The organism is Neobacillus sp. DZ-9 (genome assembly GCF_059587065.1).
Genome location: NZ_JCAIOL010000006.1, coordinates 250995 through 273745 on the forward strand (window position 1 = coordinate 250995; position 22751 = coordinate 273745).

Sequence of the window (22751 nt, forward strand, 5' to 3'; positions counted from 1 at the left end):
GTAAATGCATAAGAAAAGCGAACAGTGCTGAACTGCTCGCTAGTTCTAAATGTACTTCTAAATTTTCACTTTAATGATTGGTACGATGTATTTTCTTTATGATTCATTTTATTTAGGACATTAAAATAAACCCAAACAGCATTAATAAGTAATAAGGCACCTGTAATCAGAAACACAGATCTGATTCCAAAAGACGATGCCAGCTGTCCCCCTAATGTTGCTCCTCCAAAAACCCCTAAATACCCCGCAGACATTGTAATGCCAAACACTCTACCCGTAAGGAAATCTGGGGTAATTTTCTTAAGCAAAGTATTTACAGAAGGCATTAGCCCTGCTGATGCCAATCCTAAAATAAATCTTAACACCATTAACTGCCAGGGATTTTTCACGAACGCTTGCGGTATAAACATCAATCCTGCCACAATAAGTGCAGCAAAGATAACCTTTTGTGCTCCTAGTTTATCCGATAGTTTACCAAGTCTTGGGGCTGCCATGATACTTGCCAGTCCCGCTGCCGAGAATGTCATTCCAGCTAACAAAGCAACATGGCTGGAGTTCTTTGTTAATAGAGTAATATAAATTGTAATGATAGGTTCAATTGAATAAAGAGCAAATGTTAGTATAAAGAAGGTTACAAACAAAGTGATCGTTAAACTTTTTTCTGGAACCTGACTCCATATTTTTTTAATAGGAAGTACTTTTTTATCTTGGCGATTGACGGATTCCTTTACAAATAAAGCAGTGGCAATAAATGAAATAACCAACAAAGCTCCTGTTATAAAAAATACATTTTGCAATCCAGTGCTCTCTTCCAAATAACCACCAACCATCGGACCAATCAATGAACCTGCTGTACTTGCAGTTGAAAGTGTACCCAGAGCAAATCCTGCATGTTCTTTATCTGTTTGAGTCGCAATCAAAGCTGTACAGGCAGAACCATAACCAGAAATAACACCTAACAGTAATCTTAATCCAATTAGTTCAAAGACATTTTGTGCAAACCCCATACATCCAATAACAATTCCCATTCCGAGGCTTGCCCGCAAGAGCATGGGCTTTCTTCCATACTTATCAGCCGCACTTCCCCAAATAGGTGAAAACACAGCGGAAATGATAAAAGTAGCCCCAAACGCAAATCCCGAATATTGGGCAATTAAAGCAGTATTATGAACTCCGAGATGGTTAATATACAGAGGTAGTACTGGTGCTATTTGGCTCATCCCTATACTGGACATAAACATCCCAAACCAACATACAATTAAATTCCTTTTCCAAATTGGCATAAATGGAAGCTGTCCTTTCCTTTTGTTATAAAATCCAATAAGCACCTCTTTGGGTTAAGAGGCGCTTGTTGGTTTTACACGAGTGAATATGTCAATTTAAAGTACTAATTCAAGTGTCCACAGTCTGAACATCTGCTTGGCGTGGAAATACCTTTTCGGTGAGAACACGGTGAACCTCAGAATCAGCATCAAGACATGCATCCGAAAGCACTGTAATGTCAAAATCTTTATCCGCCGCTTCTCTCAATGTGGATAGTACGACTCCACTTGTAGAAATGCCGCTAAGAACAAGTTTGTTGATTTGTTGGGCACGAAGAATTACTTCCAGATTGCTGCCGGCAAATGCACTAATTCGATACTTCGTAATAATTGGTTCATTTGGTTTGGGCTGAACAGCTTCGTGAATTTGTGTGGCTGGATCAGATATGGTCATTCCGCCGTTTTTAGAAAAGGCTGAGAATACTTTATTTTGTGGGCTAACTTCCGGATATCCCTCGCTAAACCCTACTCGAACAAAAATAACGGGAATTTGGTTTTGACGAGCCGCTTCAATTGCTTTTTGAAATGGGTGAAGAACATCTGTATTTTCTGCAAAACGGGATACAATACCATTTTGCAGATCCATTATTAACAATGCGCTATTCTTATTTTGCATACGTTGTAAATTCCTCCTTTTTGGATTAAAATTAAACGGAGAGTTCTCCTCTTTATACTAAATGGAGACCTCTCCGTTTGTCAAGCTCTAGGTATGTATTGAATTTTTTAGGATGTGATAGCATGGTAAATGACGAGAATCCCCCCCGTACACGGACTGAACGACGTGATGCTGCCAAGAATCGTCAGCTTATATTGGATACAGCCCATAGGCTATTTGAGAAATTTGGTGTTGAACAGGTAAGTATGAACCAAATTGCCACAGAAGCACAAATTGGGCCAGGAACACTTTATCGCCGTTATCGAAACAAAGGTGAGTTATGCCAGGATTTAATTAAAGACAGTGTTGATCTTTTTTTCGAGGATATTGAAGAATACCTGAAGAAGAACGATCAAGAGCCGCCCAATCAAAGATTGAAAGAAGTACTAAGCTTTTTTATTCGTTTTAGGGAAAAAAAAGCACAACTGCTTACAGGAGTCGAGGAAGCCAAGTCAACAAACCCACTTAAGTCGCGAACCCAAAGCCCTTTATATGTGGAATTGCATCATATATTGGTCGAACTTTTTGACGAAATGGAAGCAAATGAACAGACCTATTCGCAAAGTGCCTTTAAAGCCGATATGGTGCTAATGGCTTTGAGCAGCGATTCGTATTTTTTCCAAAAGGATGTACGTGGGTATTCACCTGAGGAAATTTTGGAACTGCTCTCTTCTACTTTTATTTTCAAATAATTAGAGTAATTTATTTCCTCCAAAAAGGAGCAATTCTTTTTTAGAATTGCGCCTCCTGTTTCTGCTTTATATAAACTCGCTATGCTATGTACTAAGATAATCTCCATCCTTAACGAATGGATTAACCTCAGTTCCAAAGAACGTATCCTCTCTTTCAATTCGTCTTCCATTATAACAAGGTGCTCATTTCCATCACTCCTTATTGATGATGACTTATTAAAGATTAGAGTGATGGAAAATTTGTTTAATGACTCTTTTACTAATTGTTTTCAACATGGTTAGGATCTAGAGGATGATAAAAAGGGAATGGATGGTAATGATGCACTTCTACAAAGTCACTATGTCGAAAGAACAACGTCGGTTCGGAAATATCGAGTGAATAACCATCAGATGAAGAGCCTCCTGTGACCGTCACTAGAACGAGGTCACCTGATTTTCGAATGTCACCGCTAACAATAACGGATAAAACCTGCGGACTGTTTGGTTGTGTACTATTTGATTCTGTTGCTTTGGTAACAGACAAAGGAACATGCATACTCGACATTGAGTTCGGTGGAAGTGAAATATCTGTTTCTGGAAGGAGTGGGGAAAATGAAACAGGAGAAATAACTGGGACCGAAGCAATTGAAGATTGTTTAATCATAGCCCTAACATTCAGGATTCGGTTGGTTAGGTTGCTTAATGTCACAATTACGATATTTATGGGGCGTGCACCGAGCGTGAAATTTGGAATTAGAAAGGGGCCGGTACGCAAAATCGCCATAATTGAATCATCCTTTCGATAGTCTATTCTTTCATTACTTTAGTTAATGCAAAAGGTCAACTATTTGCAAGGGACAAATTATCGAGTCCCAGCGGATTATTTGATATTTACTTTTTAGAACGAAACGTAAAAAAACGCCTTCAATGATAAATTTTGAAGGCGTTTATGTGGATAATACTATCTATTTAATTGTTTCACTTTCACAGACTTTTTTTCCTTGCTTACTTTGATGATCTCACCAATAATACTGATGGCAATTTCTGCTGTTGTTTCCGAGCCCATTTCCAATCCGATTGGAGAATGAACCTGCTCCAACTGTTCTTGTGTGACCCCTTCGTTTTTTAATTTTTCAAATATGGTTATGACCTTACGCTTGCTGGCAACCATTCCCACATAAGCACACGGAAATTGCAGTGCCGTTTTCAAGACAATATCATCACCATCTTTTGTCACAATCACCACATAGGACTTTTCATTGAGATTGGCTGCAAGCATTGCCTTTCCAATATCCTCGTCTACAAAAAGGTTTGTCGCATTTGGAAAGCGCTCCTTCGTACAAAAATCAACACGGTCATCGACAATGCAATAGGGTAATTCGAGGAAATCAGCGAGCTTTGCCAAGGCATAGCCTAAATGGCCAGCACCACACAGGACGAGTTCAGGCCTGCTTGTATAGACTTCAATAAACACCCGTAAAGTGCCGCCACAACTCATTTGAATTCCATCCTTTGCATGTCTATTCAATTTATATTCAACGATTTTCGATTGGCCATTTTGGATTGCCTTTACACATTCTTGGATAATATAGTGTTCTGCCAAGCCCCCTCCAACCGTCCCTTCAATCGTACTATCCCGGTATACAATCATTTTTCCAACATGCCTGGGAGTCGAGCCCTTGGATTCTATTATCATGGCTAAAGCAAAGGTTTCGTTTTGACGAGTTAGCATGGCCACTTTTTCCATCAGTAGCATGAATAGCCCTCCCCCTTTTTTGAAAAAATCAATTCGTTTGATATTGCTTTAAGCTAAGAAAATAACGTAACAGATTTAACGCAACGGTTTTTCTGTAGACCGCCGTGGAGCGCTGATCGTCGATTGGCCGAATGATTTTATCGAAGTCTGCCACAATCTCAGCGATGTCTGTTTCGGCTAACGGGATGGTTTTTCCAACCAGCTTCTTCTCAATATCAATGGAACGAAGCATCGTCGGTCCAACCGCCCCGAAGGCAAAGCGAACATCTTCTATTCGAGCGCCATTGATCCGGATATAGCCTGCAAACCCTACTTTGGCAATGGCGTCTGCGTTTCGGTTGCCGACTTTCTCAAACACGACATGATAGCCTTCTTCTAGTACGGACGGCAGGATAATCTCCATTACGATTTCATTTGGATCGCGCTGCACCCGTCGGGGACCTTGAATAAAATCGCTAATCGCAACAATACGATCACCATTGACGGAGCGCAGCCGAAGCTTTGCATTGTATACATATAATAATGGTATTGTGTCACCAGCTGGGGAGGCGTTGCAGATATTACCGCCTAATGTTCCCCGGTTTCGAATGGCCGGTGCCGCAATGCTTTTAATGGCGTTTTTTAAGGCAACAGGAATCAATGGATGTTCCAATAATTCACTATAGGTACAGCAGGCTCCAATGTGTAGATCCTTATAAAGGTGATACACCTGCTTTAATTCTGAAAGATGATCAATAAAAACTATTGGTTTAGGGATTTTCGGTGGTACTCCCCTCCGGCTTTTGTGAAGAACCATAACATCCGTGCCGCCGGCGATGATCGCACAGTCTTCATTATTCAATTGGCTTAGGGTTTGGTCTAAACGATCGAAGCGATAGGCGGTTATTTTTTCTGCCATAGGCCGTCACCTTTTTTCGCTGCCAGATTAATCGCATCCACAATCATATTGTAGCCCGTACATCGGCACAGATTTCCGGAAATGCCATCCCGAATTTCAGCCTCCGAAGGATGTGGATTGTTCGATAACAAAGCGGCACTTGCCATAATCATCCCCGGAATGCAATAGCCGCATTGTACACCCCCGGCACTCGAATAGCTCTCATCTAAAAGCTTAAATTGTTCCGTTTCCATGATCCCTTCTATCGTTTGAATATCCGCACCCGCAATCGAGCCAATGGGAATCAGGCAGCTGTTCTGCAGGAGGTTATTTACAAACACACTGCAGGCTCCGCACTCCCCTTCTCCACAGCCTTCCTTTGTTCCGATTAACGCAAACTCATCTCTGATTAAATCTAGTAATCTTGCGGTAGGAGGGGCGTCCGTTTCTACGATTCTCCCATTTAGGGTAAATTTAATCATCCCTTTTCACCTTCTTTCCTCCAAAGGCTTTCAATAATGACTTCCGGTGTAATCGGAATTTGCTGAAAAGAAGTTTGCAGTGCATCCTCGATCGCTGCTTGGACGGCTGGTGCTCCGCCGATTAACGTTAATTCACCTGCACCCTTCGCCCCGTATGGACCATCCGCATAGGGGTTGTCAAAGACCTTGCTTTCGATGGACACAACGTCCATTGCAGTCGGCGGTCCATAATCCGATATGCTTTTCTGCTGGATTCTGCCTTGTCTTGACGTCATCTTTTCTAAATAACCGTACGCTAACCCTTGGGCCAATCCACCGTCAATTTGGCCTTTCATAATCCGGTCATCGATGACCTTACCCACTTCATAATTGCCGTATACTTTTTCTAGCTTTACATTGCCTGTTAACGTATCCACCTCTACCTCCACGAAATTCACACCCCAGGAATAAGCCGGGTAGGCATCTCCCGTGAAGGTTTTCTCGTCCCATGGAATCATTTCACGATGAACATAATTCTCCACTGCTTCCTGTTCCACTCCGCTTTGCCACTTAACCTTCAGTTTTTTAGCGGCCCGTTCAAGCAATTTTCCAACAATCATCGTCGTTCTGGAGGCTACGGTCGGACCGGAGTCGGGGACCTCTTTTGTATCGGGATCAGGGTACAAAACTCTTTCGTATGGGAGGTCTAGTTCTTTCGCGACAATTTTACTCAATGTCGTATAGATTCCTTGTCCCATATCAGAATTTGAAATTTTAAGTGAAACCAGGTCGTCGCTTGATTTCACCAGCTTTACCGTTGCTTTAATATGGTCTCTTTCTCCGCTGCCTGTAAATCCGCAGCCGTGGAGGAACAATGAAGTTCCGATTCCTTTTTTATAGCGTTGATTTTGTTGTTTGTTACGCTGGAACTCTTCTTTTTTCGTTTTGTATTGTGCTGCGTTGAGCAGGTCTTCAATCATATCTTCCACTAATATCGGGTCTCGGAACTCTCCTTTGGTGATGGTGGGGTCTCCTTGTTTGACGAGGTATTTTCGTTTATATTCAAGCGGGTCGACGTTTGCTAGTTTACTAAGATGTCCGATATGACTTTCGATTCCGGCAAAGCTTTGCGGAGCTCCAAAGCCTCTGAAGGCGCCATTCGGAACGGTATTGGTTTTTAAAACATAGCCTTTTGCATGGAAATGCGGAATATTATAAACACCGGCACTGTTTATTAAAGCTCGCTGCAGCACGACTTGGCTCAATCCTGCATTCGCTCCGCCATCGAGGTAGATGTCCACACACATGCTCAAAATATTTCCTTCCTTATCAAGTGCCGTTCGATAGTTGAGTTTGGCCGGATGCCTTTTCGTTGTCACCACCATATCCTCAGACCGGTCGAATACGAGCATCACCGATTTTTTGACGGCTTTAGCGGCCACTGCTACGTGACAAGCCATCATCGAAGGAAACTCTTCTTTGCCGCCAAAGCCTCCGCCGGTAGGACTTTGAACCACTCTGACTTCATCGTCGCCGCAGGCTAACGCGCTTAGCAAGGCATTTTTTATATAATAAAGACATTGCATCGATCCTTGGACGACTATTTCATCATCCTTATAAATGGCGAGCATTCCTTGCGGCTCGAGATAGACATGCTCCTGATAACCCGTATCATATTCTTCTTCAATGATTTGATGGGCTCTCTGCTCGATCGCTGAAATGGTTTCTAAGCTTTCCCCGAATTCATAGCTTGCCATAGTTACCCCGGATGCCGATTTTTGTTGGATAGCTTGGTTCAAAGTATACGTAGCCGGATGTTCTTCAAAATCAACCTTCACTTCATCTAACAAACTGTAGAGGATACTCAGGTCTTTTCCTACGAGCATGAGAATCGGCTCGCCAATATAATTGACCCACTCATTGGCAAAAATGGGCTGATCTTCTTGGATAATCTTCACATTATTTGGTCCGGGGATATGCTCTGCACCTACCGCTTCATACCCTTCCGGAAGGTTCGGCAATTGAATGGATTTGATTTTTCCATAAGCAATCGTCGACCGAACCAAAACTCCATTCACCATATTTTCTACTTTCACGTCACTAATATAGGGCAGCTGGCCCGATACTTTACCTTTATGATCCTTTTTGGGCACTGAGGTGCTTATGTCTTTGAGACTCATTTTCACAACACCCTTCGACTCGTTTTTTAAAGTGGACACATTTTAATAGAAACCCTCTTCCTACGATTTTATAAATGAGAATGATATTTTATGATTAATTTCATTCCAGAATTTCATTTAATTATATTTGTAAATCGGGAAACTTTAGCGATTTATGTAAGAATTATTAACCAACTATTAATATTTTTCTTGCTAATTGTTTACCGTGCCAATCAAAAAATGCAGCTTCATTCGACCTGAAAGGCTAATCGAATCAAGCTGCTTTGTTTATGGAAAAATATCGAGAAATTTAAGCTTAAGATAATTAATATCCATTAATACTCCCGGACCATCTACTTTCACGTATTTCTGATTTATACCTAGGTCCTGCGACTCATCACCCGTTGTCACCCTTAATTTCATAAAAATCCAATCACTTCACCTTAAAGTTTTTCACCCTCAAGAGGATCTTTTTTCTTACTCTTTTTTCACCCTAAACTAGATAATGATTCTTTTTGCTGTGCTACTATACTACTTTTTTGGTAAACTATTTCTCCGTCAACCATTGTCAAGTTAACAGACAAATCCTTAATCTTTCTTTTATCCGCTTGCAGTATACTACCGTCTATAACAACAAGGTCAGCAAATTTTCCAACTTCAATACTTCCTTTCATATCCTCTTCAAAGCTAGCGTATGCGCCATTCCACGTATACATCCTGATTGCCTCCATGACACTAATTCGCTGATTTTCTCCTACTTTTTGTCCTGTAACACTCTCTCTGTTTACGGCAACGTGAATACCAAACAGCGGGCGATAATCAGTGACCGGGCTGTCGGATGCAATTGCAGCATTTAATCCATTATCAATAAACTCCCGTAACGGATACATATGATTCACACGCTCCCCGTAATTGATGATATAGCCATCGCCGAACTCATAGAAAAAATGTGGATTGGGAATTGGAACAACCCTCAGCGCTTTCATACGCTCCAGCAAATCAGGTTCCGTTATACCTGCATGTTCTATGCGATGGCGATGATTTTCGCGTGGATATTTTTTAAGCGCCTTTTCAATACAATTTAACATCATTTCGATTGCGCGGTCTCCTTGTGCATGAGCGGTTATCTGAAAGCCATTCTTATGTGCCTCTATCAGGATTCGATCGAGTTCATCTTGGCTATAGTTAAGAATTCCGTAATCTCCAGGGGTGCTTGTATGTGGTCTTCTTGTCGCAATCGTACGTCCGCTGCTGCTTCCATCGATAAACACCTTGGCAGGGCCAATTTTAAATCGTTCGTTTCCGACTCCTGTACTCATTCCGGCACTGATCATTGATCGAAGAAACTCTTCAGGATCATTAATGGTAATGGCCATGGCATAGACCCTAACGCGAATCAGACCTGAACGTGCCCCCTGCTGCATGATACGAAAATTATCTTCATTGTACACACCTGCTTCATGAACACTAGTAATCCCGGCAGCAATGTAATCATCAGATGCCGTTGCCATCGCCATTTTTATTTCTGGTTCAGAAAATTTGGCGGCTTTCATCATTTTTAGAAAATGCGCCGTCTCAAGCAGACGTCCTGTTAGTTCCCCATTATTATTTCTTTCAATTTTTCCACCTTTTGGATCAGGTGTATCCTTGTTAATATTGGCTAATTTAAGAGCCATCCTATTTGCCACCGAAATATGGTTGCATGCCCGTACGATGAGAATAGGATGCTCTGTGCTAACAGAATCTAATTCCACTCTAGTCGGGTAACGCTTTTCAATCATTTTCGTTTCGTCAAACCCCCATATGCGCACCCACTCTCCCTTCGGTAACACTTGCGCTTTAGCCCGTATCTCAGACAGCAAATCGTAAATTGTTGTGATGTGGGGTTGATTACATCTCACACCCAATTTCTCTGTACCATAAGCAGTTAGGTGCAAATGTGAATCGATGAATCCCGGCAGCAAACTTTTCCCTTTTAAGTCAATGACATTAGTCTCTTCGGTAATTAGAGCTTGGATTTCTTTGTTTGACCCCACGGCAACAATCCTGTTCTTATTAATAGCAACTGCTTCCACTACATTGTTTGCATGGTTTACTGTAATCACTTCACCGTTTAAAAATACAACACTCGTTTTCACTAATTTCTCCTCACTTTTTATAATATTTTCGTTTGTTCTTTGGCAACGCTTTCAGTTTCGTTCAACACACTAACTACAGTTTTTTGATATGCCTTCATATCACTTGTCAAAAAGAGTTTTTAGTCTTTTAGACCATGTATACGTGGAGCAAATCCATTAAATCAAATACATGATCAGTGAAACCTGTTGTATCGGTGAAATGCTCCTTAAATTGTAACTCCGACTCATGATATATTGATCACATGGTTCATTTTATAATTCTTCTTCAAAAAATTCGGACAATTCCATTCACAAACAAGGTCTTTAGCCAAGGAAACGATCCAGTCCTTTGTAATATGGTACTCTTCCCCATCAACCGTAATAAACACTTCGCCGTCTGTCACATAGAAAGCTTCTTGTTCTTCTACATGCCAAGTTCCTTTATTAGGTTCGCCTACCCATGGTTCCCACGTATCAACACCTAATTGTCTTGCTTCCGCGGCTGTAAGTTTTCTCGCAAAAAACATGATGATCCTCTCTCTTTCTAGTAATTTTGAAGAATGAATTGATCACAATTCTAACGCTAGCTTTGTTTCTTTCAAACGCTTAAACTCTTTTCTAATAAAATAAATAGCAATGAGAACTCCTGGAATTTCCGAAGCTGGCGCCGAATACCATATACCATCAACTCCCCAATATTTAGGGAAAATAAACATAAACGGGAATGTAAATAATAACATTTTGCTAACATTAATAAACGTTGCAGACCAGTTTTTCTCTTGTGATTCGAAATAACCGGCGATAAGCAAGCTAACGGCATTTAATGTAAACATGCAATTAAATACAGTTGTCGTCCAGATGCCTAGTTTCTGTAAATGCGGATTACCTCCAGAGAAAAATGACATAATTGGATCAGCAAAAATGATTAGTAAAGCTGTCATAATCACAAAGAAAGCAATTGTAAAAATGAGTCCAATCTTTATTGCTTGTTTAACACGATCAAGATTGCCTGCACCGTAATTATAACTAATGATCGGTTGAAGTCCTGTCATCCCACCGAGCGCTGCTAAGGCGAGCAGATTTGTAATGTAACCGTTTTGAACCGTGAAAGCGGCAACGTGCAGCCCGCCACCGTAGCTTTGCAGTAAATTATTGAAGAAAATAATGGCAAAAAACATCATGAGCTGACTTGAGAAAGATGCAAAGCCTGTCCAAGCCACTTCACCTATAATCATTCGTTTTATTTTCATATCTTTCCACTTTGGTTTAAGTTTTGTTTTTCCAAACCAGAAATAAAAGATCAGGAAAACAGGGATCACTTGCGAAATCGTATTGGCCCATGAGGAACCCATCATCCCCATGTCATACTTCGTTACCATAATCCATTCTGTAATCCCTGAAACAACTGCTGCGACTAACCAACTGTTCATAGATAGTAGAGGTTTTCCATCGATATTGGTTAAAATACTTAATACAACGGCCAATATCGTTAATGGCAATGAAATCCATAGCAGACGGCTGTAGTGCACTGCATATGGAAGCGATTTAGCACTTGCTCCGAATAAGGTCATAATTTGATTTTCAAAGACCAATCCAAGTACAGCTAGCAAAATGGAGAAGAAAAGAGTAAACCATAAGGTTTGACCCATAATACTTCTAGCTTCTTCGAGCTTTCCCTTTCCAAGTCGAAGTGAAATGACCGCTCCAGCTCCCACGCCAAAAAGAACGCCAAGCATACGGGTAATAACCATGACCGTAAATCCAATTCCGATCCCTTCGACTTCCAGCTCCTGAAAGCCGCTGACAAAATAGCCATCGACAACCGCTACCACTCCAAGAATCGCATTCGCCATTATTCCTGCCAAAGCAAACCGTAAATATAATAAATGAATACTTTTTGTTCCCAGCACTGAATCATGTATGGGCTTATTCATTACTTCTACTTGTTCTATCCTCGATGACGGACGGTTGTCTGCTACTTCCATGTGCATATCCCCCTACTAAATAATTTATCTAGCAAGTTAATCTTCATTAATTCTTATACCAGCCAACAGGCTTGGCGTGCTGATGGATATTGATTTGCTTAATTTCCATAAAGTGTTCCAGCCCAATTTTGCCTAATGATCTTCCGATTCCACTTTGCTTATATCCCCCCCAAGGACCATCAACATAAGCAAGGTGATAACTATTAATCCAAGTAATTCCAGCCCGCAATTTACGAATGACACGTTTTGCACGATCCATATCCTCAGTAAATACAGCACCGGCTAATCCATAAATAGAATCATTCGCTTTTTGGATGGCATCTTCCTCATCTTTAAATTTCTGTACAACAAGGACTGGGCCAAAAATCTCTTCCTTAACAATACGCATATTCGCATTTACATCAGCAAAGATCGTTGGTGTGATAAAAAATCCTTGATCAAGTCCATTTTCAGTTAAGCGCTTACCACCGCAAACTAATCTTGCACCTTCTTCGATTCCGCTCTTGATGTAATCTATAACTTCATTCATATGATGCTCGTTTGAGAGAGGTCCCATTTCAATGTTCTCATATTCCCCGTTGCCAACTAAAATCTTGTTTGCACGCTCTTCCAGTCTTTCAACAAACTTATCGTAAATCGTCTCTTGTACCAGCAAACGAGATGCTGCTGAACAAACTTGCCCAGCATTGTGAAAAATGCCAAACATCGCATTCTCGACTGCTGTTTCAAAATCCACATCATCGAACACAATAAGTGGAGATTTACCACCCAGTTCAAGTGTGATTTTTTTCATATTGCCCGCAGCTGCGCGCATAATACTTTGGCCTGTTTTTGTTCCACCGGTAAAGGCAATCTTGTCAACATCATGGCTCTCGGCAAGCTCATTCCCAACTGTTGATCCAGGCCCCAATACCAGGTTTGCCACTCCGGCCGGAAGTCCAAGCTCTTCGAGGATTTCAAATAGTTTGAATACGCTTACAGGAGTGACCTCAGCAGGCTTAATGACAATTGTATTCCCTGCGGCGAGTGCAGGAGCAATATGCCAAACAGCTATCATTAGCGGAAAGTTCCAAGGTACAATCAGACCACAAACACCAATCGGTTCATGAATAATAATGGTTTCCGAAGAATCAGCGCGAGTGTAAGATTCTTTTTTCATGCCTTTGATCAAGTCAGCATAATAGCGGAAGCATTGAATCGACACTGGAATATCCACATAGGTGGTTGCACGAATAACCTTACCGTTATTAGCAGTTTCCAAACGGGCAATTTCAGCCGTATTCTCTTCAAGACGGTCTGCAATCTTATAGAGAAAGTCAGCTCTTTCATCTGCCGATAGATTCGACCAGATCCCGCTGTCAAACGCTCTACGAGCCGCCTTGATTGCCATCTTCGCATCATCTGCTGATCCATCAGAGGCCGTTGCGATCAACTCCCCAGTTGCAGGATTGATAATGTTTCTTCTAGCACCGTATAACGCTTCTACCCATTTCCCGTCAATGAACATGTTAATTCTCATGAAAAACTCTCCTTTACCCAATCATATCAAGCATTTTGAAACTAATATGTGCTAAATTTACCAGCATCGTTTTCTGATTATAGAACGGTAATGATTTGAGGCGTTTTTTTTCAAATCGATATCCGCCCGCATTACCTGTAACGATCCATTGAGCCAATAACTTACCGAATAATGTCGAGAGAGAAGCTCCGTGTCCCGAATAACCTGTTGCGAAATATGCGCCTTCTTTAGATCGGCCGATAATCGGGAACGTATCAATTGTAACCCCGATAAATCCACCCCAACGGAAATCAATCTTGCTTCCTGCCAGTTTTGGCATTGTTTTAACCATGGCATCGTAAACACTTTGATAAACTGCATCGCCTAAGTTTGGACGAACATCGCCACCGCCAAATACAATCCGATTATCTGGAGTACGTCGGAAATAGTAAAGGAAATTGCTTGTATCAAAAACCATGCGATCTTTAGGAATGACGGTATTCACCAGTGACTCTGGAAGCTGTTCAGTAGCAATAATACGTGCCGAAATTGGCAGTACGCCTTTGTTTAGTTCATTCATGATTTTTCCGGAGTAGCCATCAGTAGCTACAATAATATTTTTCGCAGTAACAGTACCTTTTTCTGTTACAACTTTCACACTGTTTCGATCGTACTCAATAGATAGTGCTTTCGAATGCTCAAAGATTTTTGCACCAATCGATTTAGTCGCTTCTCCCAAACCAATTGCATAGTTCAGTGGATGGAACGAGTAACTCGAATTGTCAACTAAGCAGCCATAATAGAGTGGGGAATCGATTTCTTGATGCAAATGACATCCATCAATTACCCTAGATTCGTACCCGAAATTTTTGTTTAAGTATTCGCTTTCATGTTTCAATTCTTCAAAATGCTTGGCTTTGTAAGCCGCCACAATGTGACCTGTCTTTCTAAAGTCACAGTCGATTTGATGCTCATCAATGATGTTTTTAACCAATTCAATACTTAACAGGGAGAGATCGTTAAGCTGTCTCGCCTCGTCTACACCATACTTTTTGGAAATCTCCTGCATCGTCGGCTTATAGCCTGGCAATACCATCCCACCGTTACGACCGCTGGCACCATATCCAATCGTTTCTTGCTCAAGGACAATGACACTCTTCCCTAATTTTTGCAAATGATAGGCAGAAGAAAGACCTGTGAAACCTGCACCAATAATGACAACATCCGCTTCTTCATTTCCTTCAAGAATCGATCTTTTTTCATAGTTGTTTGCAGTCGCTGTCCACAGTGAGAGTGTATCCATTCGATCCATTTTATCCATAGCTTGTTCTTCTCCTTTTGTGACTTGTATGCTACAATACAGTCAATATTATTCAAAATATTCACACTTTCTGAGTCCATAATATGACTTGGAGCTTCCTCCAAGTCAATAGCAATTTAAGTGCTTTTTGAATTCATTTTTGTAAAAAAATGGAGTAACTCCACTTTTTTCATTGGGGGTATCTATGAAAATTGGTACATTTGCAAAGCTATTTCATGTTACGACCGATACCATTCGTTATTACATTGAACTGGGATTATTAATCCCAGAAAAAAAAAACACCCAGTATCATATGAACCAATCGTGTCTCGACGACATGGCTTTTATTACTAAGCTGAAAAAATTTCATTTTTCACTGTTAGAAATTCAACAAATTTTATCATATCAGCGTGTTACAAACTTCTCGGACCATGAGGATATCGACTACTATAACACCTTACTTATTGATAAAAAGAACCAGCTGATCAAGAAAAAAGAAGACATATCAAAAGCTATCCAATTGATTGAAAAAGCGGTTCAATCCAGCTCGCCTTCATCCAAAGAAGAGAATTTTAAAGGGGTCCCACTTTCATTTGTAAGTCTGCTCTATTGTCCGAAGTGCCACATTCCACTTGAAATGAAAGATATAACGATTAAAAAAGTCTACATTCAAGCAGGAAGGTTAACTTGTACCTGTGGATACGAAGCAGTTATCGAGGAAGGTATTATCATTACCGCGAACTTGTACGAGACTTCTCCTTATCCTTCTTATTTTTACGATAAAGAAACGATAAAAGAGATCAATCCCAATATGATTAACTTATTTGAAAAAAGTAATTTTTGGTTTCAAAAAGTTCTGCAAAATGTAGAATTGAAAAACAAATTAATCGTGGAAACAAACGTTGACGCTTTTGTGACACTACCCAAATATATTGATGTTCTAGAAACGAGTGCATCCTATGTATTCAGTGGCTATTCGCTTGGGATGCTCAAGAAGATTAGAAAAAGAATTGAACGAATGAATCCTAAGCCACATGTTCTTTATATTTTGAATTCTGATTTAAACTTGCCATTGAAACCGCTTTCCATCGATGTTTTTGTGGATAGTTTTACAGCATCTGATTTTTCACTGCTTAATCCGAATTTCCCAATTCATGATCTAAAAAACTATTTCCATAGCAACTCAACAATTGTTGGCGGATACTCCTATTATGATAGCTCTGCCAAATCATTGAAAAATATTTCATCCTTATATCCAAATTCTCACGAGCATATTTTATATCCAAAATTTTTAGAAGAAAATTTATCAGTTAACGGATTTCAAATCACGCAAAGTGAAAATATAGGGTACAGTACAGATCCAGGACCTTTTTTTGACTATCATGTAAAAGACGAAAAATTCCACATGTTAATGTATTTGGCCAGTACAAAAAAAGAGGCTGTCCGAGTTTAATTCAAGGATGAAACAACTCCCTGCCAATCAACAAAAATGCAGCTTGATTCGAACTGGAAAGCCGATCGAATCAAGCTGCTTTTTTTATGGAAAAATCACAGAAAATTTAAGCTTTTAAATAATCAATGGCTTGTTGGTATTCTACCGGCGTATCAACATCCATTAATATTCCTGAATCCTCTACATTCAAGTATTTCTTTTCGTAAACGTTAAGGACCGCACGCAAATTACTTTCTGGATTGGTTTCGAGAATTTTCTGTTTCAATTCGCTTGATAATTTGATGGGGTGGCCGCCTTTATAGTGAAAGCTGGGAATCACTACGTTTCCTTTTTGTTCTGCTATTAGCTGAACGGTCTCTTTCTTAACAAGCGGGCAATCTCCAGGTGTGATAAAGAAGGCTGGGGCATTTACTTCGTTACAGCCCTTTTGAATGGAACTAAACATTCCCTGGTGAAAGTCTTCATTATAAACAAACTTGATCTGAAAGGAGTACGCATTTTTACTGCTGATTTTTGCCGTTTCTTCTTGAATGATTTCTGCTTGAAACCCAGCTACGACAATGACCCTGCTGCATATTCCTTCAAATTTAGATATCGTTTGCTCCAACATGGTTATTTGCCCCAGAGGCAACGTCATTTTAAATGCATCCGCTCGGCTGGAATATCCAGCAGCTAGGACGATTGCTTCCATAGTATCACCTTCTACCTATCTTTGAATCTTGATACTGGAACAAAAGGTAATCGCTCCAACTCTTAATTTCTATTTTATGGCCGGTATCTGTTTTGATGAACTAATTCTCTATTACATACACCAAATAAATCCCCATGATGTTACAGAATTTGGCCGGCTCCAGATGTACCAAGGCATGGATCAACTTTATTACTAGCTAAACATGTTTGGCAGAGCCATTTAAATACAATCAGTGAAGCCTTTTTTCAAGAAAGACCAATCCCCGCCTTCCTGAGCGGGGATTTTCTAGTTTAATAGTGTAGGTATACTCTGTCTATTTTTGATCCTGTCTGCATTACCAGTCACATGTCTATTAAACAAATTAGCTCAACTACTTTTCGAGCAACCTCATAGCTTCTGCCCTTGTTTCACTAGTGATAACAGGATATGGCCCATACTGCAATAGGTTATATGCCGCTGCAATATTTGCCATAGCCGCAACTTTTTTCGGTACAAAGCCTTCACAATACGCATAAAGCGCAGCAGCAGTGGAACAGTTACCGCATCCAGTAGCATCAACAACATCTCCAACAGTGATACTTGGAGCAAAATATGCCTGACCATCCGAAATCATGTACGAACCTCTACTACCAACTCTGAAAAAACATGGAACGCCAAAGGAAATAATTGCCTCAACCGTTGATTTTTCATCCTTTGTCTCAAATAGGCTCATCGCCTCTGGCAAATTAATCGAGTACAGCCCAGCCTTGATAATCGTCTTTAACACTTTTTCTTTCCGATGCTTTTGCATCGCTGCGGAAGTAGGGATTTCCCACATGATCTTCGCGTTGGAATTCATGTGAATCAGATGCAATTTATCCCACAGAGGGTCCATTTCGGACGCTTCAATATAGATGCCTCTCGTTTCGCTACCGCAATGACTGGCAATCTGCTCGGCAGTCCTCTTATCTAGCTCTGAGATCTGCTTTTCAATGTCCTCGCCATAAATGGAAACCTCATCATGAAGTCCTTCATCCCCATATATAAGGGTCGTATATTCTGTATGGGGAAGATTATAATTGAGACCTTCATAGGAACATTGATTTGCATCCATCCACTCCCCATAATACTTCGAGAAATCTTCACCTACATTTGATACATAGAGACAGTCGTCACTCCACATTTTTACCCCTTCCAGACAAAATATGGCGCCGCCAATATGCCCCTTGCTTATGCTGCCATCTGCAAATTGGATATCATTCACAATCGTGGGACCAACAATAATATATTTCATAAACGGAGTATCTCCTTATTTTAAGTCAAGACGATCCAACTGCCTTCTTAATGCCGCAGCCTGGTCAGTATTGTTTTTGAGTTCATGTAAAATGACCATATCCGAATTAACAGCACGAATCTTGAGAATCATCTCTTTTATCGCTTTAGGGTTCAATATCCCATCCCCCAATGGTATATGGGAGTCATAGCTGGAGAGTACAATATTAACACCATAATCCTCCTGCTCTCCCCAACTATCAAGAGCAACGATTTCGTCATAATATTGTCCGGTCAACTTACCATTACGGAAAAACTCAGTCGTTTTTAACGCACAGTCTGAAAGCTGTATACAACCAACACGATCGACTATCTCTGGGTCCATAATATTGTGTTCCAGCCACTTCTGGGCAAATACCTGCGGCTCGTTGCCATAACGCTGTTGCAATTCAAACATTTGGCTGCTAATTTCGCTGTCTGGCAGGAAGAATCTGGCGCAATTTTGAGTCTCGTCAAAGCCAAGTGCATGTAACAAGTGGTTAATATCCCAACCAATCTTGACTTTTTGGAGCGGATCGTAAAGCTGGCAATACATTAACTGATAGTCCTCTGCAGTCTGCAAACCATGTTCCAAACCCCACCCGGCATTTTCCACTTCAATCAATGGAGAATCTTCAGTAAGCAGATTTTGATCCATCAGATAATTTAAGAATTGCTGTATCATGTATATCATCGCCTGACGAATATCACCCTTGGAAATTGTGAACTCCCATTTCCCATCAATTGGCGCGTAATCAATTAGATGAAACGTATACGCCTGTGCTTTTAGCTCAGTGGCAATCTGATACTCATCTGCCCATCTTTTATACATATGATCACCTGTTAGGTCACCATAATAATTCACGACATCTTCCCAGCTTCCAAATCTCTCAACCAGTTCTTGAAAATTATTCTTTGTAAGAAAGCTGGTTGGATACGCCCAGTAAGAGCAATGAACTCTTTTTACATGTAAAGTACGAAGTTTATCCAAGATTACAAGTTTCTCATCATTCAAATCTTGATCTCTTGAAAGGACATCATCCATAAAAACTTCCATACCATCAAGCCCAAATTCCGCACAGAATTCAGCCATCTCATGTTGGTGTTCATCAAAAAGCTCCGCCTTAAAAGTTGAAAACTGCATCAGATTATCACCCTTTCAGCTATATATTTATAGATTCTCCCTCTTTAATTGCTTCTTTTTTGTTTCGTTTCTCCCAAAAATAGAAGACTGGAAGGCCCGTAACAACAACGATGATCGCTGTAATAATACTTGGAATTGCTGCCCACATAAACGTGGAAACTACCAATATCAAACTAGATGCGATCGAAATAACGGCCATGAATTTCCAAGCTGGTGCTTTCCACAATGGGTTATAATCCGGCTTTTTTCGGTGCACAAAAATCGAAGCGAATGTAAGCGTATTCTTTAATAACAACACAAAGGTGAAATATCCAAGCAACTCAGTAATATTGGATAAGAAAATAAGAACAATAGCTAATATACACTGTGCCATCATAGAGAAATATGGAGTACCATATTTTTTGTGCATTTTTCCAAAGCTTTTAAAGAAAAGTCCGTCTTTTGCCATTGCATATTCCAAGCGCGGTTGGAACATAACGGTTCCTGACAAAGCAGCGAGAATAACAATAATACCTGATAAGGCAATAAACGTACCTGAGATATTTCCAATCAGCGGAATTGCCGCACCTGCGTCAGCAAGAGGTGCTTTCGAATTGACCAATTGGTCGAACGGTACAACACCTGTAACAACAAAAGTTAAGCCCACATATAATAGAATAATAATGATAACCGAGCTGATCAAAGCTCTAGGCATGGTCTTTTTCGGATTTTTGATTTCGCCTGTCATGTATGTGCATGCACCCATACCGTCAAATGACCAGCTTGTTGCTGAAATACCAGCCAGCAATGCCATCAAACCAACTGGAGTAGCAGCTACTGCTGGAGTCATGACCAGGTCTCCTCTTACAAAAAATAACCCCATACCAATCAGCAAAACAAAAGGCAGAATCTTAATAAAAGTAATGATGGCCTGGAATTTACCGCCGCCTTCTACCGAACGGATATGGATCATCATAAAGAGTAAAATGAAGGCAACTGCAATAAATTTAATAGCGAGGCCATTCATTGGAAAAAGGTAAGCAATGTACTGTACCCCCGCTAAGGATACGATCGCGAGTGCACTTGAATCATTAGCCCAAAATGATGCCCACCCTGTCAAGAATGCAAGCTTTCGCCAACCCGCATGTTTAAGAAACACATAGTTCCCGCCATTTTCCGGATAGGCCGTCGCTAATTCGGCTAAAATTAAATTCTGTGGAATCATGATTAAACCGCCGATTAAAAATGCCAATACTGTAAAGAGTGCAGAACCGGAGGCCCCTGCGACCTCACTAATTGAAATAAAGATTCCCGCACCAAGGGTTGTTCCTACTGACAGAGCAATCGTTGGGGCTAGTCCCAATTTTCTTTCCAAATTATTTGCCATCTATTTACACTCCCCATATAATGAAGTCAAAATATTTTATTTAGTTGTCAGTAAAACCACTTGTACATAAATAAACAATTCGTTTGTACAGTAAAACTCTTATCATTCCTTTTTTTCGCATAACAAATAGACAACTAATTAGCTGTCATTTTTTTAAAAATGACAAACGATAATTACTTGTATCATAATAAATCGTGTTTGTTTTAAAAAAAGTCATGTCTAACGCTTTTTGAATTTGGAAAATCCGGAGATTATGCAATCAGTAAGAACGGATTGCATATTTATATCGATCTGTTCTAATATATTCTTCGTTATAATACAGGAGATCGAGTTTTTCAGTAAAAATCGTCTGGCTAACTCTCAGCAAAGGGCTTCCAGTCTTATATTCAAGAAATTCCGCCTGCTCCTTTGTCGCGGATTTCACTTCGAAAATATCATTAAATTCCTTTGCAACAAGCCCTGTCTGATTACGGATAATTTCTAAAATAGACTTGTTGTCTAAATCCATTTCCAATAGAAAATCATACTCCGGTAAAAAATAATCTTCTTCTAGAATCGCAGGAAGATCATTGACCAAACGCAAGCGCCTGATATGAATAATCTTGGAACCTTCCTCTACGTTCAATGAATTAGCAATTTTTTTATTGGCATTCACATAGAGCTTTGAAATAATTTTGGTGCCTGGAACTACATCCGTTTGTTGCCAAGATGCCGTAAAACTTCCACCCACCCCAATACTTTCCACATATTCTGGCATCGATACAAAGGTTCCTTTGCCATGACGCTTCACAAGAATATTATCTTCTACTAATTTATTCAATGCGCTGCGAACCGTCACGCGACTAATATTGTAGATTTCAATAAGTTGGGCTTCGGATGGGATACGCTCGCCGGGTTTGTATTCGCCAGATGCTATTTTTTCTCGAATTGTATTATAAAGCTGCTGGTAAAGAGGTACCATATGATCAGCTTCTAGTGATTTAATATCCATGACCAATTAATGCTCCTTTAATCCTCAAGATCAAATCGAATTTCAGCTACCGATATACCCTACTAGCTGATAAACTGATAATCCCATATTTGATCTCCCCCCGTCAATTACCTGCAACCTTTTACAGCTTCTATAAAAAGTCGTACATGAGAAGCATCCATATCTCCCTTGTCTGTATAGGTATCCTTGAAGTAACTCCCAACGATTGCTCCATCAGCAACTTCCAATTGCTCTGCACTATTTTCTGGAGTCACGCCTGCTCCGATAATTAATGGAAAGCCCTTAATCATCCTTTTGAATTCCTTGATTTTGTCGATTGGAGTCTGCATGCCAGTCCCATCCCCTGTTACAACAATAGCATCACATCTTGTCATTCCGATTTCCAAGTCTTCCTCAAGGGAGCGTCCAGATTTGTAAGGCTGATACTTAAATCGCACACCACCCATAACAAATGCTGATGATTCCTTGCGCCATGTTTTCATTTTCTCATGGAAGATCGCATCTTCTTCTGGTGTGAGGTGTCCTGCAACTGAGTCTAATTGGATGAATTTTGCCCCATATTTATTAGCAAATTCAAACGCTAGATCATCATGATCAAGAACGTTAACACCATAGACGATATGATTCTTTTCACGTTGAAGATAATCTAGTACTGTTGCAACATCCTCTACTGAGCCAAAATAGTTCTCTACTATAACTGCATTCACACCATTTTCAACTAATAAATTAATCTCTTTTTTTGCTATTTCCAGCATGTTACCTTCATTGCCGCCTTTAAGGTGCAACATTCCCATAATTGGCTTTTCGCTTCTAAATAAATCTATGAAATTTCCTTTACCACTCATCTTACTCTCCATTCCGCTGGTTTCCGTATTAATTTATTAATCTACTGCGGATCGGGAATACAATAATATCCCTGCGATACTAGATACTATTCCCAATCCAAGTTCCTTCACCAGCTGACTAATCATTATGACTGTAATTAAGAAGAAACCGATTGCAACAACAATCTAAA

At 40.3% G+C, this 22751-nt stretch carries 20 protein-coding genes and 1 pseudogene; 2 read left to right on the forward strand and 19 right to left on the reverse strand.

Annotation, left to right across the window (positions count from 1 at the left end; all coding sequences use genetic code 11):
• Positions 1-65 precede the first annotated feature (65 nt).
• Both AC59HZ_RS18720 and AC59HZ_RS18725 read right to left on the reverse strand, forming a co-directional pair.
• Positions 66-1283 carry a multidrug efflux MFS transporter gene (locus AC59HZ_RS18720; protein ID WP_496547307.1) on the reverse strand — a complete coding sequence of 406 codons (1218 nt, stop codon included), beginning with the start codon at positions 1281-1283 and terminating at the stop codon, positions 66-68.
• A gap of 109 nt (positions 1284-1392) precedes the next feature.
• Positions 1393-1938, reverse strand: coding sequence for a cysteine hydrolase family protein (locus AC59HZ_RS18725; protein ID WP_496547308.1), 546 nt, complete (start codon positions 1936-1938; stop codon positions 1393-1395).
• A gap of 122 nt (positions 1939-2060) precedes the next feature.
• Between AC59HZ_RS18725 and AC59HZ_RS18730 the strand changes: the two genes are divergently transcribed.
• Positions 2061-2669, forward strand: coding sequence for a TetR/AcrR family transcriptional regulator (locus AC59HZ_RS18730; protein WP_496547309.1), 609 nt, complete (start codon positions 2061-2063; stop codon positions 2667-2669).
• Positions 2670-2928: 259 nt separating this feature from the next.
• On the opposite strand, the gene AC59HZ_RS18735 is transcribed toward AC59HZ_RS18730, so the two are convergent.
• The 11 genes and pseudogenes from AC59HZ_RS18735 to AC59HZ_RS18785 form a co-directional block, all read right to left on the reverse strand.
• Positions 2929-3432, reverse strand: a complete 504-nt coding sequence (locus tag AC59HZ_RS18735; RefSeq protein ID WP_496547310.1) for a hypothetical protein — start codon at positions 3430-3432, stop codon at positions 2929-2931.
• 177 nt (positions 3433-3609) lie between these two features.
• On the reverse strand, positions 3610-4404 hold the full coding sequence (locus AC59HZ_RS18740; RefSeq protein WP_496547311.1) for an XdhC family protein: 795 nt from the start codon (positions 4402-4404) through the stop codon (positions 3610-3612).
• Between the two features lie 28 nt (positions 4405-4432).
• Complete coding sequence (locus AC59HZ_RS18745; RefSeq protein ID WP_496547312.1) at positions 4433-5302, reverse strand: FAD binding domain-containing protein; 870 nt, start codon at positions 5300-5302, stop codon at positions 4433-4435.
• A complete protein-coding gene (locus AC59HZ_RS18750) occupies positions 5287-5763 on the reverse strand; it encodes a (2Fe-2S)-binding protein (protein WP_496547313.1) in 477 nt (158 codons plus the stop codon). The genes AC59HZ_RS18745 and AC59HZ_RS18750 overlap by 16 nt, the downstream gene beginning before the upstream one ends.
• Complete coding sequence (locus tag AC59HZ_RS18755) at positions 5760-7922, reverse strand: xanthine dehydrogenase family protein molybdopterin-binding subunit (RefSeq protein ID WP_496547314.1); 2163 nt, start codon at positions 7920-7922, stop codon at positions 5760-5762. The genes AC59HZ_RS18750 and AC59HZ_RS18755 overlap by 4 nt, the downstream gene beginning before the upstream one ends.
• A gap of 467 nt (positions 7923-8389) precedes the next feature.
• A complete protein-coding gene (locus AC59HZ_RS18760; RefSeq protein ID WP_496547315.1) occupies positions 8390-10039 on the reverse strand; it encodes an amidohydrolase in 1650 nt (549 codons plus the stop codon).
• A 145-nt stretch (positions 10040-10184) separates the two neighbouring features.
• A pseudogene (locus tag AC59HZ_RS18765) lies at positions 10185-10274 on the reverse strand (Tn3 family transposase); the annotation flags it as partial.
• The gene (locus AC59HZ_RS18770) at positions 10264-10545 is read right to left on the reverse strand and encodes a cupin domain-containing protein (RefSeq protein ID WP_496547316.1); all 282 of its coding nucleotides are present in this window, start codon (positions 10543-10545) and stop codon (positions 10264-10266) included. The pseudogene AC59HZ_RS18765 and the gene AC59HZ_RS18770, both read right to left, overlap by 11 nt.
• Positions 10546-10587: 42 nt before the next feature.
• Positions 10588-12003 (reverse strand): MATE family efflux transporter, encoded by a 1416-nt coding sequence (locus AC59HZ_RS18775; protein ID WP_496547317.1) that lies wholly within the window; start codon positions 12001-12003, stop codon positions 10588-10590.
• Positions 12004-12049: 46 nt separating this feature from the next.
• Complete coding sequence (locus AC59HZ_RS18780) at positions 12050-13522, reverse strand: aldehyde dehydrogenase family protein (RefSeq protein WP_496547318.1); 1473 nt, start codon at positions 13520-13522, stop codon at positions 12050-12052.
• A 13-nt stretch (positions 13523-13535) separates the two neighbouring features.
• A complete protein-coding gene (locus AC59HZ_RS18785) occupies positions 13536-14822 on the reverse strand; it encodes an NAD(P)/FAD-dependent oxidoreductase (RefSeq protein WP_496547319.1) in 1287 nt (428 codons plus the stop codon).
• A 184-nt stretch (positions 14823-15006) separates the two neighbouring features.
• Between AC59HZ_RS18785 and AC59HZ_RS18790 the strand changes: the two genes are divergently transcribed.
• The gene (locus AC59HZ_RS18790; protein WP_496547320.1) at positions 15007-16254 is read left to right on the forward strand and encodes a MerR family transcriptional regulator; all 1248 of its coding nucleotides are present in this window, start codon (positions 15007-15009) and stop codon (positions 16252-16254) included.
• Positions 16255-16360: 106 nt separating this feature from the next.
• Here AC59HZ_RS18790 and AC59HZ_RS18795 read toward each other — a convergent pair whose 3' ends face one another.
• From AC59HZ_RS18795 to AC59HZ_RS18820, 6 genes are all read right to left on the reverse strand, one after another.
• Positions 16361-16945 (reverse strand): nucleotidyltransferase family protein, encoded by a 585-nt coding sequence (locus AC59HZ_RS18795; protein WP_496547321.1) that lies wholly within the window; start codon positions 16943-16945, stop codon positions 16361-16363.
• 370 nt (positions 16946-17315) lie between these two features.
• Entirely contained in the window at positions 17316-18218 is a 903-nt protein-coding gene (locus tag AC59HZ_RS18800) for a PfkB family carbohydrate kinase (protein WP_496547322.1), read from the reverse strand.
• Positions 18219-18233: 15 nt separating this feature from the next.
• Positions 18234-19379: a hypothetical protein gene (locus tag AC59HZ_RS18805; protein ID WP_496547323.1), complete on the reverse strand. Its 1146-nt coding sequence runs from the start codon at positions 19377-19379 to the stop codon at positions 18234-18236.
• A gap of 19 nt (positions 19380-19398) precedes the next feature.
• A complete protein-coding gene (locus AC59HZ_RS18810) occupies positions 19399-20745 on the reverse strand; it encodes an amino acid permease (RefSeq protein ID WP_496547324.1) in 1347 nt (448 codons plus the stop codon).
• A gap of 259 nt (positions 20746-21004) precedes the next feature.
• Entirely contained in the window at positions 21005-21736 is a 732-nt protein-coding gene (locus AC59HZ_RS18815) for a GntR family transcriptional regulator (protein ID WP_496547325.1), read from the reverse strand.
• Positions 21737-21843: 107 nt separating this feature from the next.
• Entirely contained in the window at positions 21844-22581 is a 738-nt protein-coding gene (locus AC59HZ_RS18820) for a BtpA/SgcQ family protein (protein ID WP_496547326.1), read from the reverse strand.
• Between the last annotated feature and the right edge of the window lie 170 nt (positions 22582-22751).

Coding starts and splice junctions, on each gene's coding strand:
- AC59HZ_RS18720 (WP_496547307.1), bottom strand. CDS start 1,283: ATGCCAATTTGGAAAAGGAATTTAATTGTATGTTGGTTTGGGATGTTT.
- AC59HZ_RS18725 (WP_496547308.1), bottom strand. CDS start 1,938: ATGCAAAATAAGAATAGCGCATTGTTAATAATGGATCTGCAAAATGGT.
- AC59HZ_RS18730 (WP_496547309.1), top strand. CDS start 2,061: ATGGTAAATGACGAGAATCCCCCCCGTACACGGACTGAACGACGTGAT.
- AC59HZ_RS18735 (WP_496547310.1), bottom strand. CDS start 3,432: ATGGCGATTTTGCGTACCGGCCCCTTTCTAATTCCAAATTTCACGCTC.
- AC59HZ_RS18740 (WP_496547311.1), bottom strand. CDS start 4,404: ATGCTACTGATGGAAAAAGTGGCCATGCTAACTCGTCAAAACGAAACC.
- AC59HZ_RS18745 (WP_496547312.1), bottom strand. CDS start 5,302: ATGGCAGAAAAAATAACCGCCTATCGCTTCGATCGTTTAGACCAAACC.
- AC59HZ_RS18750 (WP_496547313.1), bottom strand. CDS start 5,763: ATGATTAAATTTACCCTAAATGGGAGAATCGTAGAAACGGACGCCCCT.
- AC59HZ_RS18755 (WP_496547314.1), bottom strand. CDS start 7,922: ATGAGTCTCAAAGACATAAGCACCTCAGTGCCCAAAAAGGATCATAAA.
- AC59HZ_RS18770 (WP_496547316.1), bottom strand. CDS start 10,545: ATGTTTTTTGCGAGAAAACTTACAGCCGCGGAAGCAAGACAATTAGGT.
- AC59HZ_RS18775 (WP_496547317.1), bottom strand. CDS start 12,003: ATGGAAGTAGCAGACAACCGTCCGTCATCGAGGATAGAACAAGTAGAA.
- AC59HZ_RS18780 (WP_496547318.1), bottom strand. CDS start 13,522: ATGAGAATTAACATGTTCATTGACGGGAAATGGGTAGAAGCGTTATAC.
- AC59HZ_RS18785 (WP_496547319.1), bottom strand. CDS start 14,822: ATGGATAAAATGGATCGAATGGATACACTCTCACTGTGGACAGCGACT.
- AC59HZ_RS18790 (WP_496547320.1), top strand. CDS start 15,007: ATGAAAATTGGTACATTTGCAAAGCTATTTCATGTTACGACCGATACC.
- AC59HZ_RS18795 (WP_496547321.1), bottom strand. CDS start 16,945: ATGGAAGCAATCGTCCTAGCTGCTGGATATTCCAGCCGAGCGGATGCA.
- AC59HZ_RS18800 (WP_496547322.1), bottom strand. CDS start 18,218: ATGAAATATATTATTGTTGGTCCCACGATTGTGAATGATATCCAATTT.
- AC59HZ_RS18805 (WP_496547323.1), bottom strand. CDS start 19,379: ATGCAGTTTTCAACTTTTAAGGCGGAGCTTTTTGATGAACACCAACAT.
- AC59HZ_RS18810 (WP_496547324.1), bottom strand. CDS start 20,745: ATGGCAAATAATTTGGAAAGAAAATTGGGACTAGCCCCAACGATTGCT.
- AC59HZ_RS18815 (WP_496547325.1), bottom strand. CDS start 21,736: ATGGATATTAAATCACTAGAAGCTGATCATATGGTACCTCTTTACCAG.
- AC59HZ_RS18820 (WP_496547326.1), bottom strand. CDS start 22,581: ATGAGTGGTAAAGGAAATTTCATAGATTTATTTAGAAGCGAAAAGCCA.